Source organism: Micromonospora sp. NPDC049301 (genome assembly GCF_040678715.1).
GTDB lineage: Bacteria > Actinomycetota > Actinomycetes > Mycobacteriales > Micromonosporaceae > Micromonospora.
Map to the genome: position 1 here is coordinate 518,027 of NZ_JBFAQO010000001.1, position 20,992 is coordinate 539,018.

At 71.9% G+C, this 20,992-nt stretch carries 21 protein-coding genes; 15 read left to right on the forward strand and 6 right to left on the reverse strand.

The genetic code is table 11. The features are described 5' to 3' along the window. From AB0K07_RS02495 to AB0K07_RS02505, 3 genes are all read left to right on the forward strand, one after another. Positions 1-2,516, forward strand: a 2,516-nt coding sequence (locus tag AB0K07_RS02495; RefSeq protein ID WP_363750383.1) for an ATP-binding protein, incomplete at its 5' end; no start/stop codon positions are given. Next, positions 2,513-3,067: a response regulator gene (locus AB0K07_RS02500; protein WP_363750385.1), complete on the forward strand. Its 555-nt coding sequence runs from the start codon at positions 2,513-2,515 to the stop codon at positions 3,065-3,067. The genes AB0K07_RS02495 and AB0K07_RS02500, both read left to right, overlap by 4 nt. A 164-nt stretch (positions 3,068-3,231) precedes the next feature. After that, entirely contained in the window at positions 3,232-4,467 is a 1,236-nt protein-coding gene (locus AB0K07_RS02505) for a low temperature requirement protein A (RefSeq protein ID WP_363750386.1), read from the forward strand. Positions 4,468-4,514: 47 nt separating this feature from the next. Here the strand turns inward: AB0K07_RS02505 and AB0K07_RS02510 are convergent, their stop codons facing one another. After that, the gene (locus AB0K07_RS02510; protein ID WP_363750388.1) at positions 4,515-5,012 is read right to left on the reverse strand and encodes a helix-turn-helix domain-containing protein; all 498 of its coding nucleotides are present in this window, start codon (positions 5,010-5,012) and stop codon (positions 4,515-4,517) included. Between the two features lie 92 nt (positions 5,013-5,104). Here AB0K07_RS02510 and AB0K07_RS02515 point away from each other — a divergent pair, with 92 nt between their 5' ends. Then, positions 5,105-6,004: an ABC transporter ATP-binding protein gene (locus AB0K07_RS02515; RefSeq protein WP_363750390.1), complete on the forward strand. Its 900-nt coding sequence runs from the start codon at positions 5,105-5,107 to the stop codon at positions 6,002-6,004. Continuing rightward, complete coding sequence (locus AB0K07_RS02520; protein WP_363750392.1) at positions 6,001-7,614, forward strand: ABC transporter permease; 1,614 nt, start codon at positions 6,001-6,003, stop codon at positions 7,612-7,614. Before AB0K07_RS02515 ends, AB0K07_RS02520 begins: the two co-directional genes overlap by 4 nt. A 111-nt stretch (positions 7,615-7,725) precedes the next feature. On the opposite strand, the gene AB0K07_RS02525 is transcribed toward AB0K07_RS02520, so the two are convergent. Next, positions 7,726-8,061, reverse strand: coding sequence for an STAS domain-containing protein (locus tag AB0K07_RS02525; RefSeq protein WP_363750394.1), 336 nt, complete (start codon positions 8,059-8,061; stop codon positions 7,726-7,728). A gap of 169 nt (positions 8,062-8,230) precedes the next feature. Between AB0K07_RS02525 and hemL the strand changes: the two genes are divergently transcribed. The 6 genes from hemL to ccsB all read left to right on the forward strand — a co-directional run bounded on the left by hemL (position 8,231) and on the right by ccsB (position 14,290). Then, the gene (gene hemL, locus AB0K07_RS02530) at positions 8,231-9,568 is read left to right on the forward strand and encodes a glutamate-1-semialdehyde 2,1-aminomutase (protein WP_363750396.1); all 1,338 of its coding nucleotides are present in this window, start codon (positions 8,231-8,233) and stop codon (positions 9,566-9,568) included. A 64-nt stretch (positions 9,569-9,632) separates the two neighbouring features. After that, positions 9,633-10,280: a histidine phosphatase family protein gene (locus AB0K07_RS02535; protein WP_363750398.1), complete on the forward strand. Its 648-nt coding sequence runs from the start codon at positions 9,633-9,635 to the stop codon at positions 10,278-10,280. Further along, positions 10,280-10,846: a TlpA disulfide reductase family protein gene (locus AB0K07_RS02540; RefSeq protein WP_363750400.1), complete on the forward strand. Its 567-nt coding sequence runs from the start codon at positions 10,280-10,282 to the stop codon at positions 10,844-10,846. Before AB0K07_RS02535 ends, AB0K07_RS02540 begins: the two co-directional genes overlap by 1 nt. Then, complete coding sequence (locus tag AB0K07_RS02545) at positions 10,846-11,670, forward strand: cytochrome c biogenesis protein CcdA (RefSeq protein WP_363750402.1); 825 nt, start codon at positions 10,846-10,848, stop codon at positions 11,668-11,670. Before AB0K07_RS02540 ends, AB0K07_RS02545 begins: the two co-directional genes overlap by 1 nt. After that, positions 11,670-13,313, forward strand: a complete 1,644-nt coding sequence (locus AB0K07_RS02550) for a cytochrome c biogenesis protein ResB (RefSeq protein ID WP_363750404.1) — start codon at positions 11,670-11,672, stop codon at positions 13,311-13,313. The genes AB0K07_RS02545 and AB0K07_RS02550 overlap by 1 nt, the downstream gene beginning before the upstream one ends. Further along, positions 13,313-14,290 (forward strand): c-type cytochrome biogenesis protein CcsB, encoded by a 978-nt coding sequence (gene ccsB, locus AB0K07_RS02555; protein ID WP_363750406.1) that lies wholly within the window; start codon positions 13,313-13,315, stop codon positions 14,288-14,290. The genes AB0K07_RS02550 and ccsB overlap by 1 nt, the downstream gene beginning before the upstream one ends. Positions 14,291-14,304: 14 nt before the next feature. On the opposite strand, the gene AB0K07_RS02560 is transcribed toward ccsB, so the two are convergent. Together AB0K07_RS02560 and AB0K07_RS02565 are read right to left on the reverse strand one after the other, a co-directional pair. Continuing rightward, positions 14,305-14,520, reverse strand: a complete 216-nt coding sequence (locus AB0K07_RS02560; RefSeq protein ID WP_252416244.1) for a hypothetical protein — start codon at positions 14,518-14,520, stop codon at positions 14,305-14,307. A gap of 74 nt (positions 14,521-14,594) precedes the next feature. Then, on the reverse strand, positions 14,595-15,071 hold the full coding sequence (locus AB0K07_RS02565) for a MarR family winged helix-turn-helix transcriptional regulator (RefSeq protein WP_363750408.1): 477 nt from the start codon (positions 15,069-15,071) through the stop codon (positions 14,595-14,597). A gap of 95 nt (positions 15,072-15,166) precedes the next feature. On the opposite strand from AB0K07_RS02565, the gene AB0K07_RS02570 reads away from it, so the two are divergent. Continuing rightward, complete coding sequence (locus AB0K07_RS02570) at positions 15,167-15,721, forward strand: carboxymuconolactone decarboxylase family protein (protein ID WP_363750410.1); 555 nt, start codon at positions 15,167-15,169, stop codon at positions 15,719-15,721. A gap of 33 nt (positions 15,722-15,754) precedes the next feature. Here AB0K07_RS02570 and AB0K07_RS02575 read toward each other — a convergent pair whose 3' ends face one another. Continuing rightward, the gene (locus AB0K07_RS02575) at positions 15,755-16,630 is read right to left on the reverse strand and encodes an alpha/beta hydrolase (RefSeq protein WP_363750412.1); all 876 of its coding nucleotides are present in this window, start codon (positions 16,628-16,630) and stop codon (positions 15,755-15,757) included. 154 nt (positions 16,631-16,784) lie between these two features. Between AB0K07_RS02575 and AB0K07_RS02580 the strand changes: the two genes are divergently transcribed. Together AB0K07_RS02580 and mqnP are read left to right on the forward strand one after the other, a co-directional pair. Beyond that, positions 16,785-18,245 (forward strand): menaquinone biosynthesis decarboxylase, encoded by a 1,461-nt coding sequence (locus AB0K07_RS02580; protein ID WP_363750413.1) that lies wholly within the window; start codon positions 16,785-16,787, stop codon positions 18,243-18,245. Continuing rightward, a complete protein-coding gene (gene mqnP / locus AB0K07_RS02585) occupies positions 18,245-19,156 on the forward strand; it encodes a menaquinone biosynthesis prenyltransferase MqnP (protein ID WP_363750414.1) in 912 nt (303 codons plus the stop codon). The genes AB0K07_RS02580 and mqnP overlap by 1 nt, the downstream gene beginning before the upstream one ends. A 28-nt stretch (positions 19,157-19,184) precedes the next feature. On the opposite strand, the gene AB0K07_RS02590 is transcribed toward mqnP, so the two are convergent. Further along, positions 19,185-20,192 carry a terpene synthase family protein gene (locus AB0K07_RS02590; protein WP_363750416.1) on the reverse strand — a complete coding sequence of 336 codons (1,008 nt, stop codon included), beginning with the start codon at positions 20,190-20,192 and terminating at the stop codon, positions 19,185-19,187. Between the two features lie 159 nt (positions 20,193-20,351). Here AB0K07_RS02590 and AB0K07_RS02595 point away from each other — a divergent pair, with 159 nt between their 5' ends. Next, complete coding sequence (locus AB0K07_RS02595; protein WP_363750418.1) at positions 20,352-20,981, forward strand: UbiX family flavin prenyltransferase; 630 nt, start codon at positions 20,352-20,354, stop codon at positions 20,979-20,981. Positions 20,982-20,992 lie beyond the last annotated feature (11 nt).

Sequence of the window (20,992 nt, forward strand, 5' to 3'; positions counted from 1 at the left end):
CGTCGTTCGCCGACGAGGTGACGCGGGTGGCCCGTGAGGTGGGCACCGAGGGCAAGCTGGGCGGTCAGGCGCAGGTGAAGGGCGTGTCCGGCACCTGGCGGGACCTGACCGACAACGTGAACTCGATGGCGTCGAACCTGACCAGCCAGGTCCGCAACATCGCCTCGGTGACCACGGCCGTCGCGAAGGGCGACCTGAGCCAGAAGATCACGGTCGACGCGCAGGGCGAGATCCTGGAGCTGAAGTCCACGGTGAACACGATGGTGGACCAGTTGTCGTCGTTCGCCGACGAGGTGACGCGGGTGGCCCGCGAGGTCGGTATCGAGGGCAAGCTGGGCGGTCAGGCGCAGGTGAAGGGCGTCTCCGGCACCTGGCGGGACCTGACCGAGAACGTCAACCAGCTCGCCTCGACGCTGACCACCCAGCTGCGGGCCATCGCCCAGGTGTCCACGTCGGTGACCCGTGGCGACCTGACCCAGCGGATCGCGGTCAAGGCGCAGGGCGAGGTCGCCGAGCTGAAGGACAACATCAACCAGATGATCGTCACCCTCCGGGAGACGACCAAGAAGAACGCCGAGCAGGGCTGGTTGGACTCGAACCTGGCCCGGATCGGCGGCCTGTTGCAGGGCCAGCGGGACCTGGTCGAGGTCTGCCGCATGATCATGACCGAGGTGACCCCGCTGGTCGACGCCCAGCTCGGCGCCTTCTTCCTCGCGGACGACGCCGACGGCAGCATGCGGCTGCGGTTGACGTCCTCCTACGGGTACGTGGCGCGGGGGCACGACGTCACCTTCGGCCCGGGCGAGGGGCTGGTCGGGCAGACCGCGCTGTCGCGCCGGACGATCCGGGTCAGCGCCTCCCCGAACAGCCGGCTCACGCTGCGTTCCGGCCTGGCCGAGACACCCCCGTCCGACCTGGTGGTGCTCCCCGTGCTGTTCGAGGGGGAGCTGCTCGGGGTGATCGAGTTCGCCAGCGTGGCGGCCTTCTCCGAGCTGCACCTGTCGTTCCTGGAGCGGCTGGTGCTCACCATCGGCATCGCGGTCAACACCATCCAGGCCAACCGGCGTACGGAGGAGCTGCTGGCCCAGTCGCAGCGGCTGGCGCACGAGCTCCAGGAGCAGTCCGCGGAGTTGCAGCGCACCAACGCCGAGCTGGAGGAGAAGGCCACCCTGCTCTCGGAGCAGAAGGGCAACATCGAGACGAAGAACCGGGAGATCGAGCTGGCCCGGCTCGGCCTGGAGGAGAAGGCGCAGCAGCTCACCCGGGCCTCGGCGTACAAGTCGGAGTTCCTGGCCAACATGAGCCACGAGCTGCGTACGCCGCTGAACTCGTTGCTGCTGCTGGCCCGGTTGCTGGCCGAGAACTCGGAGCAGAACCTCAACCCGAAGCAGATCGAGTTCGCCCGGACCATCCACAGCGCCGGCTCGGACCTGCTCTCGCTGATCGACGACATCCTGGACCTGTCGAAGATCGAGGCGGGCCGGATGGACGTCGAGCCGACCGAGATCCGGTTCGCGGAGATCCGCGGCTACGTGGAGCAGGCGTTCGCGCCGCAGGCCGAGGAGAAGGGCCTGGACTTCCAGGTGCGGGTGAGCAAGGATCTGCCGCCGGCGCTGGTCACCGACGCGCAGCGGTTGCAGCAGATCCTGCGCAACCTGCTCTCCAACGCGGTGAAGTTCACCGACAACGGCGCGGTGACGCTGCGGATCGCCCCGGCGGCGGAGAACGCCGTGTTCGACGTGCCGGCGTTGACCAACGCCCAGCAGGTGATCGCGTTCACCGTGATCGACACCGGGATCGGCGTCTCCGACGACAAGCTGTCGATCATCTTCGAGGCGTTCCAGCAGGCGGATGGCACCACCAGCCGCCGGTACGGTGGTACCGGCCTGGGTCTGTCGATCAGCCGCGACCTGGCACGGCTGATCGGCGGCACGATCACCGTGTCGTCGGCACCGGGGCAGGGGTCGACCTTCACCCTGTTCGTGCCGCACGTGCTGGCCCCGGACGCGGTCGTCGCACCCCAGTCGCCGTCCCCGCAGCGCGCCGGCCTGCCGTCGTCGCTGCTGATGCCCCCGCTGGAGCTGCTGCCGCAGCGGCCGGAGGCGCCGGCCACCCGCCAGCTGGACGGCGCCACCGTGCTGATCGTGGACGACGACGTGCGCAACGTCTTCGCGCTGACCAGCGCGTTGGAGCTGCACGGGATGACCGTGCTGTACTCGGACAACGGGGCGGACGGTGTCCGCCTGCTGGCCGAGCATCCGGAGGTGGACATCGTGCTGATGGACGCCATGATGCCGGACCAGGACGGGTACGAGACCACCCGCCAGATCCGCCGTAACCACCGGTTCGCCGACCTGCCGGTCGTCTTCCTGACCGCGAAGGCGATGCCGGGTGACCGCGAGTCGGCGCTCGCGGCCGGGGGCAGCGACTACATCACCAAGCCGGTCGACCTGGATGACCTGATCGAGCTGATGTCGTCCTGGATCAGCGGCGGCCGCACCGAGGAGACTTCGTGACCCAGATGGCCAAGGCGCTGCTCGTGGACGACCGGCGGGAAAACCTGATGGCCCTGGAGGCGATCCTCCAGGGCCTGCCGGTCCAGTCGGTGGCGGTGGAGAGCGGCGAGGCAGCGCTCAAACAGTTGCTGGTGGACGACTTCGCGGTGATCCTGCTGGACGCGCAGATGCCGGACATGGACGGCTTCGAGACGGCCAGCCACATCAAGCGCCGGGAGCGGACCCGGCATGTGCCGATCATCTTCCTCACCGCCGCGGACCGGGATGCCCAGCTCGCCCTGCGCGGGTACCAGGTGGGCGCGGTGGACTACCTCACCAAACCGTTCGACCCGTGGGTGCTGCGCGCCAAGGTGTCGGTCTTCGTCGAGCTGTGGGTGAAGACCCGGCAGTTGGCCGCCCAGTCGGACCTGGTGCGGGATCGCGACACGCAGTGGCGGCGACTCACCGACGCGGTCGACGAGGCGACCGCCCTGCTCCGTTCCGACGATCCGGACGCCCGGGACCGGGCGGTGCGGCTGATCGAACAGGCCCGTTGGGGCAACACCTCCTGACACGGACCCGTCGCCGGTGGTCGGGTCGACCAGGTTTTCCGTTGGCCCGACGCCGCAGCGGCCGTTCCGCAACCCGTGTGCGTGAGGTGCACGCCGCCAGGCGCTGACGCAACCCCTCCGACCGCCGACTCGTTGGGGCGACAAGGGGCGGACGGAGGCGGACGATGGCGGCTCGGCGGGGCGCCGAACTGCTGCGCGCTCCCGAGAGTTCGGGCCGCGCCACGTTCCTGGAGCTCTTCTTCGACCTGGCCTTCGTCGTGGCCCTCACCGGGGTCTCACAACGGTTCGCCGGCCTGGGCGATGACACCGGCTGGGCGCTGGTCAACGGGTTCGCTCGTACCATGCTGCTCTTCCTGGCGCTCTGGTTGATCTGGTCGCAAACCGCCTGGATCACCAGTCGCTACGAGCCAGAGCAGCCGGTCATCCAGGCCGTCGTGGTCGGCACCATGTTCGCCGGTCTGGTCATGGCGGTGGCGCTGCCACGGGCCATGGAGGAGCGAGCGCTGCCGTTCACGGTCGCGTACCTGATGGTGATGGTGGTACGGCCGCTGGTGGTCGCCGCCGCGCTGCGTGGCCATCCGCGACGGCTGGTGCCGTTCCGGCTCGCCGTGTGGGCTTCGGTGAGCGCGCCGCTGTGGCTGGCCGGTGCGTTGGGTCCGGATCAGCTTCGCCTGCCACTGTGGGCTGCCGCCCTCGTTATCGACTACCTCGCCTGGGCTCTGGGCTGGCCGCTGCCGTGGCTCGGGGCTGCGGCGGTGGGTCGCTGGCGGATCGCCGGGATGCATCTTGCCGACCGTTACCAGCAGATTCTTCTCATCGCACTCGGTGAGTCGATCCTGGTCATCGGCGTGGTCTTCAGCGGAAAGGATTACTCCGCGGAGCGGGCAGCCGCTTTCACGGTCGCGTTCGTCACCAGCGCGCTGCTCTGGCGGATCTACTTCCACCGGGCCGGTCTGCTGCTGACCGAGGCGTTGGATCGGGCGGGTATGCCGGGCCGGCTGGGCGCGACGTCGGAACGGACGCGTTTGCTGATCGTGTTCAGCGTGCTGGTCACCGCTGTCGGCTACGAACTGGTGATCGATGATCCGTTCGGGCCGCCTCGGCCCAGTTGGCTCCTGTTCGTGGTGGGCGGTCCGGTGCTCTTCCTCGTCGCCCGTACGCGGCTGGAGTATGAGATCTTCGGCCGGCTCTCCCGTTCCCGGACGATCGGCCTGGTGGCCCTGCTGCTGTTCACGCCGGCGTTGGCCCGCTGGTCGCCGATGGTCGGGCTGAGTGTGGTGGCCGGGGTGCTGGCCCTGGTCGCGCTACTGGACGCGCTGGAGAGCCGGGGACGGCCGCTGGAGGTTCCGGCCTCGCAGATCGGGCGGGGGGCGGCCGGCGAGCGCGACTCCGAGGCGTGACCGCGCTACATCTGGTTCGAGGCCACGGTCGCCTTTGGCGACGCCGCTCAGGCCTCGCCGGGTCGGATGTGACCGGTGGCGGCGCGGCGGGCCCGCCAGCGCTCGCCCAGCGAGTCGATCTCCTTCTGCACGAAGATGAAGAAGTCGCGCATCTCGGCGACCCGCTCGCCGGCCGGCGTCTGTGGGCCGTTGAGAGCGACCACGCCGGCGTCGGCCGCGTCGATGAACGTCTTGTAGAGCGCGGTCTTGGTGATGGTGGCCTCGTACCAGGGGTTGTCCGGCATCCGGTAGCGGTCCCGGCGGGACCGGGGGACCGGCTCGCGGATCAGCATGCCGAACTGGGTGAGGTAGCGGACCGCCCCGCTGACGGCCGCCGCGCTCACGCCGAGACGCTCGCCGATCTCGGCGGCGGTCAGCGGGTCGTCGGCGCTCATCACGGTGAACAGCACGCGCGCGGCCATCCGCGGAAACCCGACCTCGGCGAAGGTCAACGCCATCCGCTCGACGAATAGGTGCACCGGGTCGTGGCCGTCGGTGGCTGCCATGGCGGTCCCTCCTGACTGCTCGCGTGGCCCCCGATGGTGCCCTGGCTCGCACGGTCTTCACAAGTTTGTGAAACGAGTGTAGCTTCCGATACATGGAAACTCCCATTGAGGTGTCCGGCCTGGTCAAGACCTTCGGCCGGACCCGGGCGCTCGACGGTCTGGACCTGACCGTCCGCGCCGGCGAGGTGCACGGCTTCCTCGGTCCGAACGGCGCCGGCAAATCGACCACCATCCGGGCGCTGCTCGGCCTGCTGCGGACCGACGCGGGGGCGGTCCGACTGCTGGGTGGTGACCCGTGGCGCGACGCGGTGGCCCTGCACCGGCGGCTGGCGTACGTGCCGGGCGACGTGACGCTCTGGCCCAACCTCTCCGGCGGCGAGGTCATCGATCTGCTCGGTCGGATGCGCGGCGGCCTCGACCCGGCCCGCCGGGCCGAGCTGCTCGACTCCTTCGAGCTGGACCCGCGCAAGAAGGGGCGTGCGTACTCCAAGGGCAACCGGCAGAAGGTCGGCCTGGTGGCCGCTCTCGCCTCGGACGCCGAACTGCTCATCCTGGACGAGCCGACCTCCGGCCTGGACCCGCTGATGGAGGAGGTCTTCCAGCACTGGGTCCGCCGGGCGAAGGCCGACGGCCGCACGGTGCTGCTCTCCAGTCACATCCTGGCCGAGGTGGAGGCGCTCTGCGACCGGGTGACGATCATCCGCAACGGTCGGGACGTGGAGACGGGGACCCTGACCGAGTTGCGCCACCTGCGACGGACCTCCATCGAGGCCGAGCTGACCGGCCCGGTGGACGGGCTGGGCAAGCTGGCCGGCGTGCACGACCTGCGGGTGGACGGCGCCCGGGTGCGCTTCGACGTGGAGAACGCCGCGCTGGACGCCGCGCTGCGCCGGCTCACCGACATCGGCGTACGGAGCCTGGTCAGCCAGCCTCCGACGTTGGAGGAGCTGTTCCTGCGGCACTACCAGGCCGAGCCGGCGGTGCGCTCGTGAACGCGTTCACCGGCACCCGGCACCTGGTGCGCCTGATCCTGCGCCGGGACCGGGTCGTGCTGCCGATCTGGATCCTGCTGCTTTCCGTGCTGCCGGCGAGCTACGCCGGCGCGTACGCCGGGCTGTACCCGACCGACGCCGAGCGTGCCGCGTACCTGGCCGGCACCGCGAGCAACCCGTCCATCGTCGCCCTGCTCGGCCCGGTGTACGGCGACAGCATCGGTGCGCTCACCGTCCAGCGGGCCGGCCTGTTGGCGTTGATCGCCGCGCTGGTCAGCGTGCTCACCGTGGTCCGGCACACCCGCACCGAGGAGGAGGCGGGCCGGCGGGAGCTGCTCGGCGCAACCGTCCTGGGCCGGTACGCCGGGCTGACCGCCGCGCTGCTGGTGACGTACGCCGCGAACGTGCTGCTCGGCCTGCTCACCGCCGCCGGCCTGGTCGCCGCGGACCTGCCGGCCGCGGGCTCGCTGCTCTTCGGGGCCGGGGTGGCGCTCACCGGCATCGTCTTCGCCACGGTCGGCGGGTTGGCCGCGCAGCTCACCGAGAGTGCGAGCGGGGCGCGCGGGATCGGCCTCGGTGCGCTCGGGCTGGCCTTCGTGCTGCGGCTGGCCGGCGACGCGGGGGGTTCCGGCGGCACCGGCGGGAGCGCCGAGTGGCTGAGCTGGCTCTCGCCGCTGGGCTGGGCTGCCCGGGGCCGGGCCTTCGCCGACGAGCGGTGGTGGGTGCTGCTGCTGCCGGTGCTGTTCAGCGCGGCGATCGCGCTCGTCGCGTACCCCGTCTCGGTGCGCCGGGACCTCGGCGCCGGGGTTTTGCCGCCCCGGCTCGGCCCGGCCACCGCCGGCCCACGGCTGGCGGGCCCGTTCGGCCTGGCCTGGCGGCTGCATCGGGGCCAGTTGTTCGGCTGGACCGTCGGCTTCGGGCTGCTCGGCCTGGTGCTCGGCGGCGCGGCGGACGCTGCCGGCGACGCGGTGCAGGGCAATCAGCAGATCGCGGAGATCCTTGCCCGCCTCGGTGGCAGCTCGGCGCTCGCCGAGGCGTACCTGGGTGGGACCTTGAGCCTGACCGCGTTGGCCGCCGCCGGGTACGGCATCCAGGCCGCGCTGCGGGCGCGGGCGGAGGAGACCGCCGGGCGGGCTGAGCCGCTGCTCGGCACGGCGGTCAGCCGGACCCGCTGGCTGGCGGCGCACCTGCTCTTCGCGCTGCTCGGCCCGGCGGTGGTGCTGGCGGTGACCGGGCTCGCCACCGGGCTGGCCTACGGCCTCAGCGTCGGTGACGTCGGGGGCGAGGTGCCCCGACTGCTCGGCGCCGGCCTGGCCCAGGTGCCGGCGGCCTGGGTGCTGGCCGGGTTGGCGGCGCTGCTGGTCGGCTGGCTGCCCCGGTTCTCCGCGGGCGCCTGGGTGGTGCTGGCCGGCTGCCTGCTGCTCGGTCAGCTCGGTGCGGTGCTGGAGCTGGACCAGTGGGCGCTGGACCTCTCGCCGTTCACCCACACCCCACAGGTCCTCGGCCCCGACTGGACCGTCACCCCGCTGGCCGCCCTGGTCGCCGTGACGGCCGCGTTGCTCGCCGTAGCGCTGAAAACCTTCCACACCCGGGATGTCCCCACCCCCTGACCGGCTCCCACGCAGGCGTTGATCATGAAGTTGTTGCCGACGAATGGGACAGAAGTCGGCAACAACTTCATGATCAACCGGGGGAGCGGGCCGGACGGACCCGGAGTGGGGTCAGCCGGTGGGTTGGTCGTTGCGGATCATCAGGGCGCTGCGGAGGCCCGTGATGTCCAGGACGCGGAGGAGGAAATCGCCCACGTGCGTCAGCATCAGCAGGCTCTGCGCGTGGCTGGCCTTGCGGCTGAGCACGACCAGGGTGCCCAGGCCCTGCGAGTCGCAGAAGGTGACGCCGCCCAGGTCGAGCACGATCCGCGGGGGCGGGTCGGCCAGCACCTCGTTGACCACCGTGGAGAGCTGAGCGGCCGTGAGCATGTCGATCTCACCGGCCAGGCGCAGCACTGCTTCGTCGCCCGTCCGGTGTAGCGTGATGGACAGTTCGGCACGATCCACCCGGTCAGCCTATCGCGATCCGGACGACCCGGCCTGTCGAGGCCGACGGCCGCCGCGTCGGCCCCCCGATGTCGGGGCCGCCGACGGGTGCCGGAGACGGGTGAGCCCGGTAACCCCGGCCCGGGGTGGCTGCTGGTTGACCGTTCGGCGCTGACACAATGGCGGCATCGTGACCGACACCTTCTCCGCCGGATCCGGCCGTTACCCGGCCGACGCTCCGGCCTCCGAGGCCCTGTTCCACCGCGCCCGCGCCATCGTGCCGGGCGGGGTGAACTCCCCCGTGCGCGCCTTCCAGGCGGTCGGCGGCACCCCCCGCTTCATGGTCCGTGGCGAGGGCCCGTGGCTGCACGACGCCGACGGCCGCCGCTACGTCGACCTGGTCTGCTCCTGGGGTCCGCTGATCCTCGGGCACGCCCACCCGGAGGTGGTGGACGCCGTGCAGGCCGCCGCCGCCCGGGGCACCAGCTTCGGCACCCCCACCCCGGGCGAGGTGGAGCTGGCCGCCGAGATTGTCGACCGGACCCCGGTGGAGCAGGTGCGCCTGGTCAACTCCGGCACCGAGGCGACCATGTCGGCGATCCGGTTGGCCCGTGGCTTCACCGGGCGCTCCAAGATCGTCAAGTTCGCCGGTTGCTACCACGGGCACGTCGACGCGCTGCTCGCCTCGGCCGGGTCCGGCGTGGCCACCCTCGGTCTGCCCGACTCGCCCGGCGTCACCGGCGCCGCGGCCAGCGAGACGATCGTGCTGCCGTACAACGACATCAGGGCGGTCGAGGAGGCCTTCGCCGCCGAGGGCCCGCACATCGCCGCGGTGATCACCGAGGCGGCCGCCGGCAACATGGGCGTGGTCGCCCCCCGGGACGGCTTCAACCAGCAGCTCGCCCGGATCGCGCACGCGCACGGCGCGCTGCTCGTGGTGGACGAGGTGATGACCGGGTTCCGGGTCTCCCGCGCCGGCTGGCACGGCCTCGACGCGTCGGACGCCGACCTCTGGACGTACGGCAAGGTCATGGGTGGTGGGCTGCCCGCCGCCGCGTTCGGCGGGCGCGCCGAGATCATGGCGCGACTGGCGCCGGCGGGCCCGGTCTACCAGGCCGGCACGCTCTCCGGTAACCCGCTCGCCTGCGCCGCCGGCCTGGCCACCCTGCGGCTGGCCGACGAGTCGCTCTACCGCAAGCTCGACGACACGGCCGCCGTCGTGGGCAAGCTGGCCTCCGACGCGCTGGGCGCCGCCGGGGTCCCGCACCGACTGTCGTACGCGGGCAGCATGTTCTCCATCTTCTTCACGGACGCCGACGTGGTCGACTACGACAGCGCTCGCACCCAGCAGGTGCCGGCGTTCAAGGCGTTCTTCCACGCGATGCTCGCGGCCGGCGTCTACCTGCCGCCGAGCGCGTTCGAGTCGTGGTTCGTGTCGGCGGCGATCGACGACGCCGCTCTGGAGCAGATCGCCGCCGCACTGCCGACGGCGGCGAACGCGGCGGCAGCGGCGGGTCTCGGGGGGTAGTGGTGAGCGCGAGGAGTGAGCCGGTTTTGCGGGCCCCGCAGTCGCGAACGAGGGGGGCGCAGCGGTGAGCAAGACGGTGGTCCACGTGCTCCGGCACGGCGAGGTGTACAACCCCGACCAGATCCTCTACGGCCGGCTGCCCGGTTTCCGCCTCTCCGAGCTGGGTGTGCAGATGGCCAAGGCCGCCGCGCAGGGGCTGGCCGAACGCGAGGTCGTGCACGTGGTGGCCAGCCCTCTGGAGCGCGCCCAGCAGACCGCTGAGCCGATCGCCGCACAGTTCGGGCTGCCGGTCGGTGTGGACGAGCGGCTGATCGAGAGCGCCAACTGGTTCGAGGGCAAGAAGGTGTCGCCGGGCGACGGGTCGTTCCGCGACCCGCGCAACTGGTGGGTGCTGCGCGACCCGGTGACCCCGTCCTGGGGCGAGGCGTACCAGGCCATCGCGGAGCGGATGTTCGCCGCGGTGCACGCCGCCCGGGTCGCCGCCGAGGGGCGCGAGGCGGTGCTGGTCTCGCACCAGCTCCCGATCTGGACACTGCGCCGGTACGTCGAGCGCAAGCGGCTCTGGCACGACCCGCGCAAGCGGCAGTGCGGGCTGGCCAGCCTCACGACGTTCCACTTCGACGGCGCGAAGGTGGTGGGCATCGGCTACAGCGAGCCGGCCGCGCACCTGATCGCGCTCTCCGCGACCGCCCGGACGGCCAAGGGAGCCTGATGCGCGCCCGGAGGTGGACCGCCGGCCTGCTCGCCACCGTCGCCGCGGTGGCGCTGACCGGCTGCACGTCGCAGGGCCGGGAGAAGACCTGCACGACCACCTCCGACGGGATCATCGAGTGTGCTCCCGACCAGCGCTCGGCACCTCCGAAGCTGGCCGGTGAGCTGCTCACCGGCGGCAGCTACGACGTCAGCCAGGCCCGCGGCCAGGTGGTGGTGGTCAACTTCTGGGGTTCCTGGTGCGCGCCGTGCCGTGCCGAGGCCGACGACCTGGAAGCCACCTACCAGGCCACCAGGAACTCCGGGGTGACCTTCCTCGGCATCAACGTCCAGGACCAGCGGGACAAGGCCAAGGCGTTCGAGGAGGGTCGGGTCACCTACCCGAGCCTGTTCGACCCGCCGAGCAAGCTGGCGCTCGCCCTGGACATTCCGCCGAACACCGTCCCGGCGACCGTGGTGCTCGACCGGGAGGGCCGGATCGCCTCGGTGATCCGCGCCGCGGTCAAGCAGGAGGGCCTGCAACCGATCGTCGAGCGGATCGCCGCCGAGAAGCCGGCGTCCGGCTGATGGGCGAGACCTTCCGTGAACTGGCTCTGAGCGGGCCGCTGCTGCTCGCCATCGGCGCGGCGGCGCTCGCCGGCCTGGTCAGCTTCCTCTCCCCGTGCGTGCTTCCGCTGGTCCCCGGCTACCTCTCGTACGTCACCGGCCTCGCCGGCACCGACCTCGAAGGCCGCCGACCGGCGGCCGAGCCCGCGCCGGCCGAGGCCACCGGCGGCGTCGCGGTACGGGAGCGGGTCGCGCGGGCCGGCGCGGTCAAGGGACGCGTGCTCGCCGGGACGCTGCTCTTCATCGCCGGTTTCACCGTCGTCTTCGTCGCCACCGCGATCCTGTTCGCCAGCATCGGCCGGGTCTTCTTCGACTACGAGCGGCAGCTGGAGATCGTGATCGGCGTGCTGATCATCGTGCTCGGTCTGGGCTACCTCGGGATGATCCCGGCCCTGCAGCGGGAGTTCCGGATCTCCCGGCTGCCCTCCGCCGGGCTGCTCGGCGCGCCGGTCTTCGGCGCGGTCTTCGCGCTCAGCTGGGTGCCCTGCACCGGCCCCACCCTCGGCGCGGTGATGGGCATGGCCACCGCGAGCGGCCAGAGCGACCGCGCCGTGGTGCTCGCCGTGGCGTACTGCCTCGGGCTGGGGATACCGTTCGTCGTCTTCGGGTTGGGCTTCCAGCGCCTGCTCGGGGTCTTCCGCGCCGTCCGGCGCAACAGCCGCTGGGTCACCCGGGTCGGCGGCGCCCTGCTCATCCTGATCGGCCTGGCGCTGGTCACCGGTGGATGGCAGAGCTTCGTGATCTGGTTGCAGACCACCGTCGGGGTGGGCGAGGTGAGCATCTGATGACGGTCGTGGACGACCGGCCGGAGACCGCGGCCCCGGCGCCCCGGCGCCGACCCAACCGGCTGCTGGCCCTGTTGCGCAACTCGTGGCGGCAGCTGACCAGCATGCGTACGGCGCTGATCCTGCTCTTCCTGCTCGCGGTCGCGGCCATCCCCGGCTCGGTGCTGCCGCAGCGCGGGATCAGCCCGGAGAAGGTGAACCAGTACTTCGTCGACCACCCGGACCTGGCCCCCCGGCTGGACCGGATCGGCGCGTTCGAGGTCTTCGGCTCGGTCTGGTTCTCCGCGATCTACCTGCTGCTGTTCACCTCGCTGATCGGCTGCATCACGCCCCGCCTGCGCGACCACGTCCGGGCCCTGCGGTCCCGACCGCCGGCCGCGCCGAAGCGCCTCCAGCGGTTGCCGCAGCACGCGGTGCTGCCCGCCCCGGCCGGCGGCGCGCCGGCCGTCGCCGAGGTGCTGCGGAAGCGGCGGTGGCGGGTGGAGGTCCGCGGCGACGAGGTGTCCGCCGAGAAGGGCTACCTCAAGGAGACCGGCAACCTGCTGTTCCACACGTCGCTGATCGCGGTGCTGATCGGCGTCGCGCTCGGCTCGTGGTACGGCTGGAGCGGCAACCGACTGCTGGTCGCGGGCGCGGACAACGCCTTCTGCAACACCCGGCAGCAGTACGCCGAGGCGAAGCTCGGCCCCCGGGTGGACAGCGAGGACCTGCCCCGCTTCTGCCTGCGGCTGGACGACTTCGAGGCCCGGTTCCTGGCGTCCGGCCAGCCGGAGTTCTTCAACGCCCGGGTGACCGTCGACGGCCCCGACGAGCCGATCCGCAGCGCGGACTTCTCGGTGAACTCGCCGCTGCGGCTGGGCGGCGCGAGCGTCTACCTGCTCGGCCACGGGTACGCCCCGGTCATCCGCTACACCGACCGGTTCGGCCGCAGCCAGATCAGCGACGAGCCGTTCCTGACCACCGGGGACAGCGGCCTCACCAGTGAGGGGCTGGCGGCCTTCCCGGACGCGAACGTCGACCCGCGCACCGGGCAGCGCGCACCGGACGAGCAGATGGCGTTCACCGGCATCTACCTGCCCACGGCCCCGCAGCAGGCCCCGTTCGTCCGCTCGGAGTACCCGACCGAGCGCAACCCGGCGCTGAACCTGGTCGCCTACCGGGGCAACCTCGGCCTGGACGCCGGCATCCCCGGCTCGGTCTACCAACTCGACCAGCGGCAGGTGCGGGCCGGGAAGGTCAAGGAGGTCGGCACCAAGCTGCTCCGGAAGGGCGAGAGTTGGACGCTCGACGACGGCACCACTGTCGAGTTCCTGGGCACCGAGCGGTACGTGACCCTCTCCGTCCGGCACGACCCCGGCTCGACGCTGCTGCTGGTCAGCTGCGGTTTCCTGCTGGTGGGGCTGATGGGGTCGCTGTTCGGGCGGCGCCGCCGGGTGTTCTTCCGGGTGATGCCGGCGGACCCCGTGGAAGGATCTCCGACGGGCGGTAGTAGCTTGGTGGAGGCCGGTGGGTTGCCGCGCACCGACTATCCAGGGTTCGCCGACGAGTTCGCCCAGCTCGTCGCCGCGGTCCGCGGTGATGACCGAGCGGACACGGGTGCTGATCCCGATGACCGGGCCGGCGCGCGAGAAGGGACCGAGTGATGTCCGCACTCTCCGACAATCTGGTGACCTTCGCGATCCTGGTGTACCTGGTCGCGATGATCAGTCACGCCGTGGAGTACGCGCTGGGCAACGCCCGTACCCGGGTCGCCGCGGCGGCTCCCGCCCGCGAGCTGGTGGGTGCCGGTGTCGGCGGTGGCGGCGTACCGACGTCGCCCGCGCCGGTCCCGCTGCCTGCCGTGGCCGACCGTTCGGCGCGGCGGGCCCGCATCGCCGGCCTGATGGCGGTGGGCGCCACCGCGCTCGCCGCCGCGCTGCACCTCGCGGCCCTGGTCACGCGCGGCATCGCCGCCGACCGGATGCCCTGGGGCAACATGTACGAGTTCGTGCTCACGGTGACGTTCATCGGGGTCACGGCCTGGCTGGTGGTGCTCTGGAAGCGGCCGTCGCTGCGCAAGCTCGGGCTGTTCCTCACCCTCGTGATGGTGCTGCTGGTCGCCACGGCCGAGCTGGTGCTGTACGTGCCGATCGTGCCGCTGGTGCCGGCGCTGAATTCGTACTGGTTCGTCATCCACGTCGCGACGATCGTCTTCGCGTCCGGCATCTTCCTGCTCGGCGCGGTGCCGGCGGTCGGCTACCTGATGCGCGCCGGGTACGAGCAGGGCAAGCGGAGCTTCCCGTACACCCTGGCCAAGCGGCTGCCGGCGGCGGTCAGCCTGGAGCGGCTGACCTTCGCGCTGCACGCCTTCGCCTTCCCGGTCTTCACCTTCGCGGTGATCGCCGGGGCGATCTGGGCCGAGGCTGCCTGGGGACGGCCGTGGGGCTGGGACCCGAAGGAGACCTGGGCGTTCATCTCCTGGGTGGTGTACGCGGGCTATCTGCACGCCCGGGCCACGCCCAGCGTCAAGCGGAACGTGGCCACCTGGCTCGCGGTGCTCGGTTTCCTCACCATGCTGATGAACCTGTTCGGCGTGAACATCTTCTTCACCGGCCTGCACTCGTACGGCGGCCTCGACTGAGCGACGGGCTGGTCCTACCCGTCGGCCTGGTGGGACCGCGGTCGCCAGGCGCGTAGCGTCCGGTCGACCTGGACGGTGACCTGGTAGGCCACCTCCGGCAGGTCGGCCAGCTCGATCCGCTCGGCGCGCAGCGCGAGCTGGGCGTGCAGCTCCCGGGCGATGGCGTCACGCAGCTCGACCAGCAGGGGCGACAACCCGTCCGGGTCACCGACGACGTAGGCGTCCGACATGGCTCCACCCTGCCCCCGTGGGCCGCCGGTGCGCCACGCCCGGTGAGATACCTCGCCGACTCTCCGGTCGCGGGTCAGCCGCCGAACCAGCCTGGCACGTCGAGGCGGAACCAGTTGGCGGCGGCCATCGTCCGCAGGTCGTCCTCCAGGGCGTCCACGCGTTCGGGGCCGAGGGCTTCGACCCACCGTTCGCGCAGCCGGTCGAAGATCTCGGCTGAGCGGCGCAGCCCGTCGACGCCGCGCGGGGTCATCGTGACCAGCCGGCGGCGGGCGTCCCGGGGATCGTCGACCCGGTCTAGGTAGCCGACGGCGATCAGCCGGTCGACCGTCTTGCCGGCGGCCTGCTTGGAGATGCCCAACCGCTGGCCCAGTTCGGTGGCCGTGGTGCCGTCCAGCCCGACGGCCTGGAGCACGAAGCCGTGCAGCGGGCGCAGCTCCGGGTGCCCCTGCCGGGCCAGCTCGGCGTGCAGGTCGTCGATCAGCGTCCGGAAGCCGGCCAGCAGGAGCAGCGGCAGCTGGAAGCCGGGCCGGGCGGGGTCAGCGGTTGCCATGTTCGTCAACCACGTTTACCATTCCGTCAACCACGTTGACTACTTTACGCGCCCGGATGACCGGGGCGACGTGACACTCCCGAGAGCAGGTAACCGTGTCCGTCTTCACCGCGCACACCGCCGAGACCGCGCCCGCCGCCGCCCGCCCGACCGTCGAGGCGGTACGCCGCCGCTTCGGCTGGCTGCCCGCACCCGTGGCGCTGATGGCCGAGTCGCCGCAGCTGCTCGCCGGCTTCCTCACCGCCAACGCGGGCTTCGAACAGACCGCCCTCGAGCCGCTGGAACGGGAGGTGGTCGTCCTCGCCGTCGCCACCACGAACGAGTGCCACGTCTGCGTCGCCCTGCACACCGGCACGCTCACCCGGCTCGGCGCGACCACCGAGCTGATCACCGCGCTGCGCTCCGGCGCGCCGCTGCCCGAGCCACGCCTGGAGGCGCTGCGCCGGTTCACGCTGGCCGTGCTCGACCATCGGGGCGCCGTGCCCGACGACCAGCTGGACGACTTCCTGGCCGCCGGCTACCAGCCCCGGCACGCGCTGGACGTGGTGTTCGGCGTCGGCACGTACACCATCTCCACCTTCGCCAACCGGCTCACCCGGGCGCCGCTCGACCCGCCGCTGGCCGCCCACGCCTGGACGCCCACCGCCTGACCGGCGTCCGGACGCGTCCTCCCCGACCGGAGCTCAGGCCGGTGCGAGGAAGTCGCCCAGCAGGGCGAGCATTTCCTCCGGCCGCTCCTCGTACAGCCAGTGCCCGCAGTCGTCGACCACCTCGCCGCGAACCGTGTCGGCGTACCGGCTGGCCTGCTCGGCCACCTTCTCGCCGAGGCTGGCCCGCGAACCGATCGCCAGCACCGGCATGCGCAGCTTCGTGGCCCGGTACGCCGTGTTGTCGGCGATGTCCTGAGCGAACGCCCGGAAGTAGCCGAAGCTGGCCCGCAGGTGCGCCGGGTCGCGCAGGTGGCTGGCGTACTCCTCGACATCCGGCGTGGCGATGCTGCCTTTGCGCACCATCAGGGCGTCGGTGAACCGGTCCACCCAGAGCGCCTCGCGCCCGCTGACCATCTGCTCCGGCAGGCCGTTACGGAGCGAGAAGAAGCCGAAGTTCCACACCCCCGGCCCGGCGGGGGTGAGCGCGGGGAACACGTAGAGGCTCTCGTCGGGGATCGGTGCCTCGCTGAGCACCAGCCGACTCACCCGCTCCGGGTGCGCGGCGGCGTACGCGTACGCCACCATGGTCCCCAGGTCGTGCCCCACCAGCCGAAGGTCACCGGTCAGGCCGAGCTGGTCGAGCAGCCCGTGCAGGTCGGCGGCGACGGTCTTCTTGTCGTAACCGCCGTCCGGGGCGTCGCTGCCGCCGAAACCGCGCAGGTCGGGCGCGACCACCTCGAAGTGCCGCGCCAGCTCTGGCAGGAGGGGCCGCCACATGTACCAGCACTGCGGATAGCCGTGGAGCAACACCAGGGTCGGGCCATGCCCACCCCGGACGTAGTTGAGCGTCACGTCACCGACCCGGGCCCGCTGCTCGGTAAATCCGTCCGGAACCCGTCCGTCGCCCATCGCCACTCCTCCGCTCGGCGGACCGCTCGACTACCCCGCCGGTCGCCGCACAATCCGGCCCCGGCCGGCGGGAGGGTCACCGGGGACCGTTCCGGACGTACGTCACAGCACCCGCCTTGGTCGGCGGCGGACACGGTGCGGGAGACTGGCGGGCATGGCGGCTCGTGGCTTCCCGTACAACGATCTCAAGGACTTCCTCGCGGCGCTCGAGCGCGCGGGGGAGCTGCGCCGGGTCGACGTCCCGGTGGACCCCACCCTGGAGATCAGCGAGGTGGTCACCCGGACCGTGCGGTCCGACGGGCCGGCGCTGCTCTTCGAGCGTCCCACCCGGGGTGAGATGCCGGTGGCGATCAACCTCTTCGGCACCGAGAAGCGGATGGCGATGGCGCTCGGCGTCGACTCGCTGGACGAGATCGGCGCCCGGATCGGCGCGCTGATCAAGCCGGAGCTGCCGGTCGGCTGGTCCGGCATCCGGGAGGGCCTGGGCAAGGTCATGCAGCTAAAGTCGCTGCCGCCGCGCAAGGTGAACACCGCGCCCTGCCAGGAGGTGGTCTACCGGGGTGAGGACGTCGACCTGAACCGGCTGCCGGGGCTCCAGGTCTGGCCCGGCGACGGCGGCATCTTCCACAACTTCGGCCTGACCCACACCAAGCACCCGGAGACCGGCAAGCGCAACCTGGGCCTGTACCGGCTCCAGCAGCACGGCCGCAACACCCTGGGCATGCACTGGCAGATCCACAAGGACTCGACCGCCCACCACGCGGTCGCCGAACGGCTCGGGCAGCGCCTGCCGGTCGCGGTCGCGATCGGCTGCGACCCGGTCGTCTCGTACGCGGCCAGCGCGCCGCTGCCCAGCGACATCGACGAGTACCTGTTCGCCGGGTTCCTGCGCGGCGAACGCGTGGAGATGGTCGACTGCCTCACCGTGCCGTTGCAGGTCCCGGCGCACGCGCAGATCGTGCTGGAGGGCTACCTGGAGCCCGGCGAACGGCTGCCCGAGGGGCCGTTCGGCGACCACACCGGCTTCTACACGCCCGTCGAGCCGTTCCCGGTGCTGCACATCGAGGCGATGACCATGCAGCGCAAGCCGGTCTACCACTCGATCGTCACGTCCAAGCCGCCGCAGGAGGACCACGGCCTCGGCAAGGCCACCGAGCGGATCTTCCAGCCGCTGCTCAAGCTGCTGATCCCGGACATCGTCGACTACGACCTGCCGGCCGCCGGTGTCTTCCACAACTGCGCGATCGTCTCGATCCGCAAGCGCTACCCGAAGCACGCGCAGAAGGTGATGAACGCGATCTGGGGCGCGCACCTGATGTCGCTGACCAAGCTGATCGTGATCGTCGACGAGGACTGCGACGTGCACGACTACAACGAGGTCGCCTTCCGCGCCTTCGGCAACGTCGACTACGCGCGCGACCTGCTGCTCACCGAGGGCCCGGTCGACCACCTCGACCACGCGTCGTACCAGCAGTTCTGGGGCGGCAAGGTGGGCGTCGACGCGACCCGCAAGCTCCCCACCGAGGGCTACACCCGCGGCTGGCCGGAGGAGATGAGCATGTCGCCGGAGGTCACCGCCCTGGTCGACAAGCGCTGGAAGGAGTACGGCATCTGATGGCGGTCCTCGACGCGCCGGCCGAGAAGCCGGGACGGGTGAAGTCCTTCCTCAAACTGGTGGCGATCGAGCACTCGGTGTTCGCGCTGCCCTTCGCGTACCTGTCGGCGCTCACCGCCATGCAGGTCAACGGCGGGCACGTCCGGTGGGTCGACCTGCTGCTGATCACCGTGGCGATGGTCGGGGCGCGGACGTTCGCCATGGCCGCCAACCGGATCCTCGACCGGCGGATCGACGCGCGGAACCCGCGTACCGCCGCACGGGAGCTGGTCACCGGGGCGGTGAGCGTGCGGACGGCCTGGACCGGCGCGGCCGTCGCGCTGGTGGTCTTCCTGGCCGCAGCCGCCCTGCTCAACCCGCTCTGCCTGCTGCTGGCGCCGCTCGCCGTGGTGCCGCTGGTGGTCTACCCGTACGGCAAGCGGTTCACCAACTGGCCGCACGCGATCCTCGCGGTGGCCCAGGCGGTCGGGCCGGTCGGCGCCTGGCTGGCGGTCACCGGCACCCTGGACGGCTCCTGGCCGGCCTGGATGCTCGGCGCGGCGGTCGGGCTGTGGATCGGCGGCTTCGACCTGATCTACGCCTGCCAGGACTCCGAGATCGATCAGGAGATCGGTGTGCACAGTGTGCCCGCCCGGTACGGCCGGCGCTTCGCGCTGAACGCCTCCACCGTGGCACACGTGGTGACCTTCGGGCTCTTCGTCTGGTTCGGGGCGATGGTCGGGTTCGGCTGGCTCTGGTGGGTCGGCCTGGCGCTCACCGCGGTCGCGTTCGGTTACCAGCACCTGGTGGTCACCCCGACCGACCTGAGCAAGGTCAACCGGGCGTTCTTCACCGCGAACGGCTTCGTCGGCATCGCGCTGTTCGCCTTCGCCCTGCTCGATCTGGTGATCCGGCTCGGCCTGCGGGCCTGAGGCCGGCCGTCCCGGCGCACGCCGGTTGTCAGGAAGCGGCCCCTGCTCCACGGAAGGCGTTGAGTAGGGGCTCTTCCTTGCTGGTCGGGTAGCGGCCGCTCTCCAGGGTCCACTCGATGGTGCCGCGCACCGCGTCGGCCACCCCGTCGAGATGGTCGGTGACCGCCTCGTCCAGCGCCGGCCCGAACGACGGCACCGAGGCCCGCAGCGCGACGAAGAGCCGCATGGACTCCCGCCAGCGCTCGGCCACCCGGTCGACGGCCTCCGCCGGCGACAGACCCCACTCGTCCTGCATGGCCAGCACCAGGTTGTGCCCGCCCGCCGTGGCCCGGTCCCGGTCCAGCGAGGCGAGGTCGTTGTACCAGGAGAGCAGGTCGTTACCGGTGCGGGCGACCCGGCGCAGCAGCGGGTGGTGGTAGACCGGGTCGGGCAGGGGCCGGCCGGTGACGAACTCCACCAGCGGGTACGACACGTCGGCCGCCGAGGTGGCCCGACGCAGCTCGACGTACTCGGTGACGCCTGGTCGGTGACCCGCCTCCTTGTTGGCCGCCTCTCGACGGGTCCCGTCGAGGTGCCGGGCCACCGCGTCGGCGAAGCGCAGCCGCCACCGGGCCGGCATCCGGCGGCGCGGCTCCCGCCAGGCCAGCACGAGCAGCCGCCGCAGCGGACCCGTCAACCCGGCGTGCCGTGCCCGGTGGCCGTCGTGCAGCAGCGCCAGCGTGCCGTCGCGCAGCGCCCGGATCTGCTCCGGAGCGAGCCGGCCCGGCCCGTCGCAGACGTCGTCGACGAGGAAGAACCAGGTGAACAGGGCGGTCAGGCTCCGCAGGTCGGCCTCGGTGGCGTCCGGGTAGAGCCGGCCGGCGTACCGGGCGAAGGCACCCCGGCTCAGCCGGTGCAGCGCGGCGTCGTCCAACGGCAGGCCCAGCTCGGGCAGCAGGCCGAGCAGCCACTCGTGCACCCGGTCGGCGTGCGGCGAGAGCCGGGCCGGGATCGGACATTCGGCGCGCAGCGTCCAGAGGACCTCGCCGGTCGTCACCGATGCCTCCTGTGCGATCTGCTGCCGGTGCGAATGGCCACCGGCAGCATGTCAGGTCGGCGGGACGCGCAGGTGCCCGCCGGACATCTCGGGCGAGCACCCGGGGCCGATCCCGGGGGTGGCCACGGGCGGACGAGCCGCACCAGGCAGGCTGTGGGCATGCGGGAACCATGGGTGGTCGGGGTCTCCGGGGCCTCGGGTACGCCGTACGCGGCGGCGGTCGTCGGCGGGCTGCTGGACGCGGGCGAACCGGTGGACCTGATCGTCTCCCGGGCGGCGCGGCTCACCGTGCTCGACGAGACCGGCCGGCCGTTCCGCGACGCGCACTGGGCCGAGGACCTCGCCACCTGGCTCGGCCGCGACCTGACCGGCGCGGACGTACGGCACTGGCCGGCGGGAGACCTGGCGGCCGGTCCGAGCAGCGGTTCCTACCGGGTACGCGGAATGGCCGTGGTCCCGGCCAGCACGGCGGCGTGCGCGGGCATCGCGATCGGGCTCTCCAAGGACCTGTTGCAGCGTGCCGCCGAGGTCAACCTCAAGGAACGCCGGCCGGTGGTGGTGGTGCCCCGGGAGACGCCCGTGACCCGCAGTCACCTGGAGCACCTGATCGCGCTGCACGACGCCGGCGCGGTGGTGCTGCCGGCCAGCCCCGGTTTCTACGGCGCGGGCGCGGCGGCCAGCGCGCAGCAGTTGGTCGACTTCGTGGCCGGCAAGGTGCTGGACGCGCTCGGCGTGCCGCACACCCTCTTCCGGCGGTGGTCCGGCGAGCTCGGCGCGGCCCGGAGCTGAGCCCTCCGCTC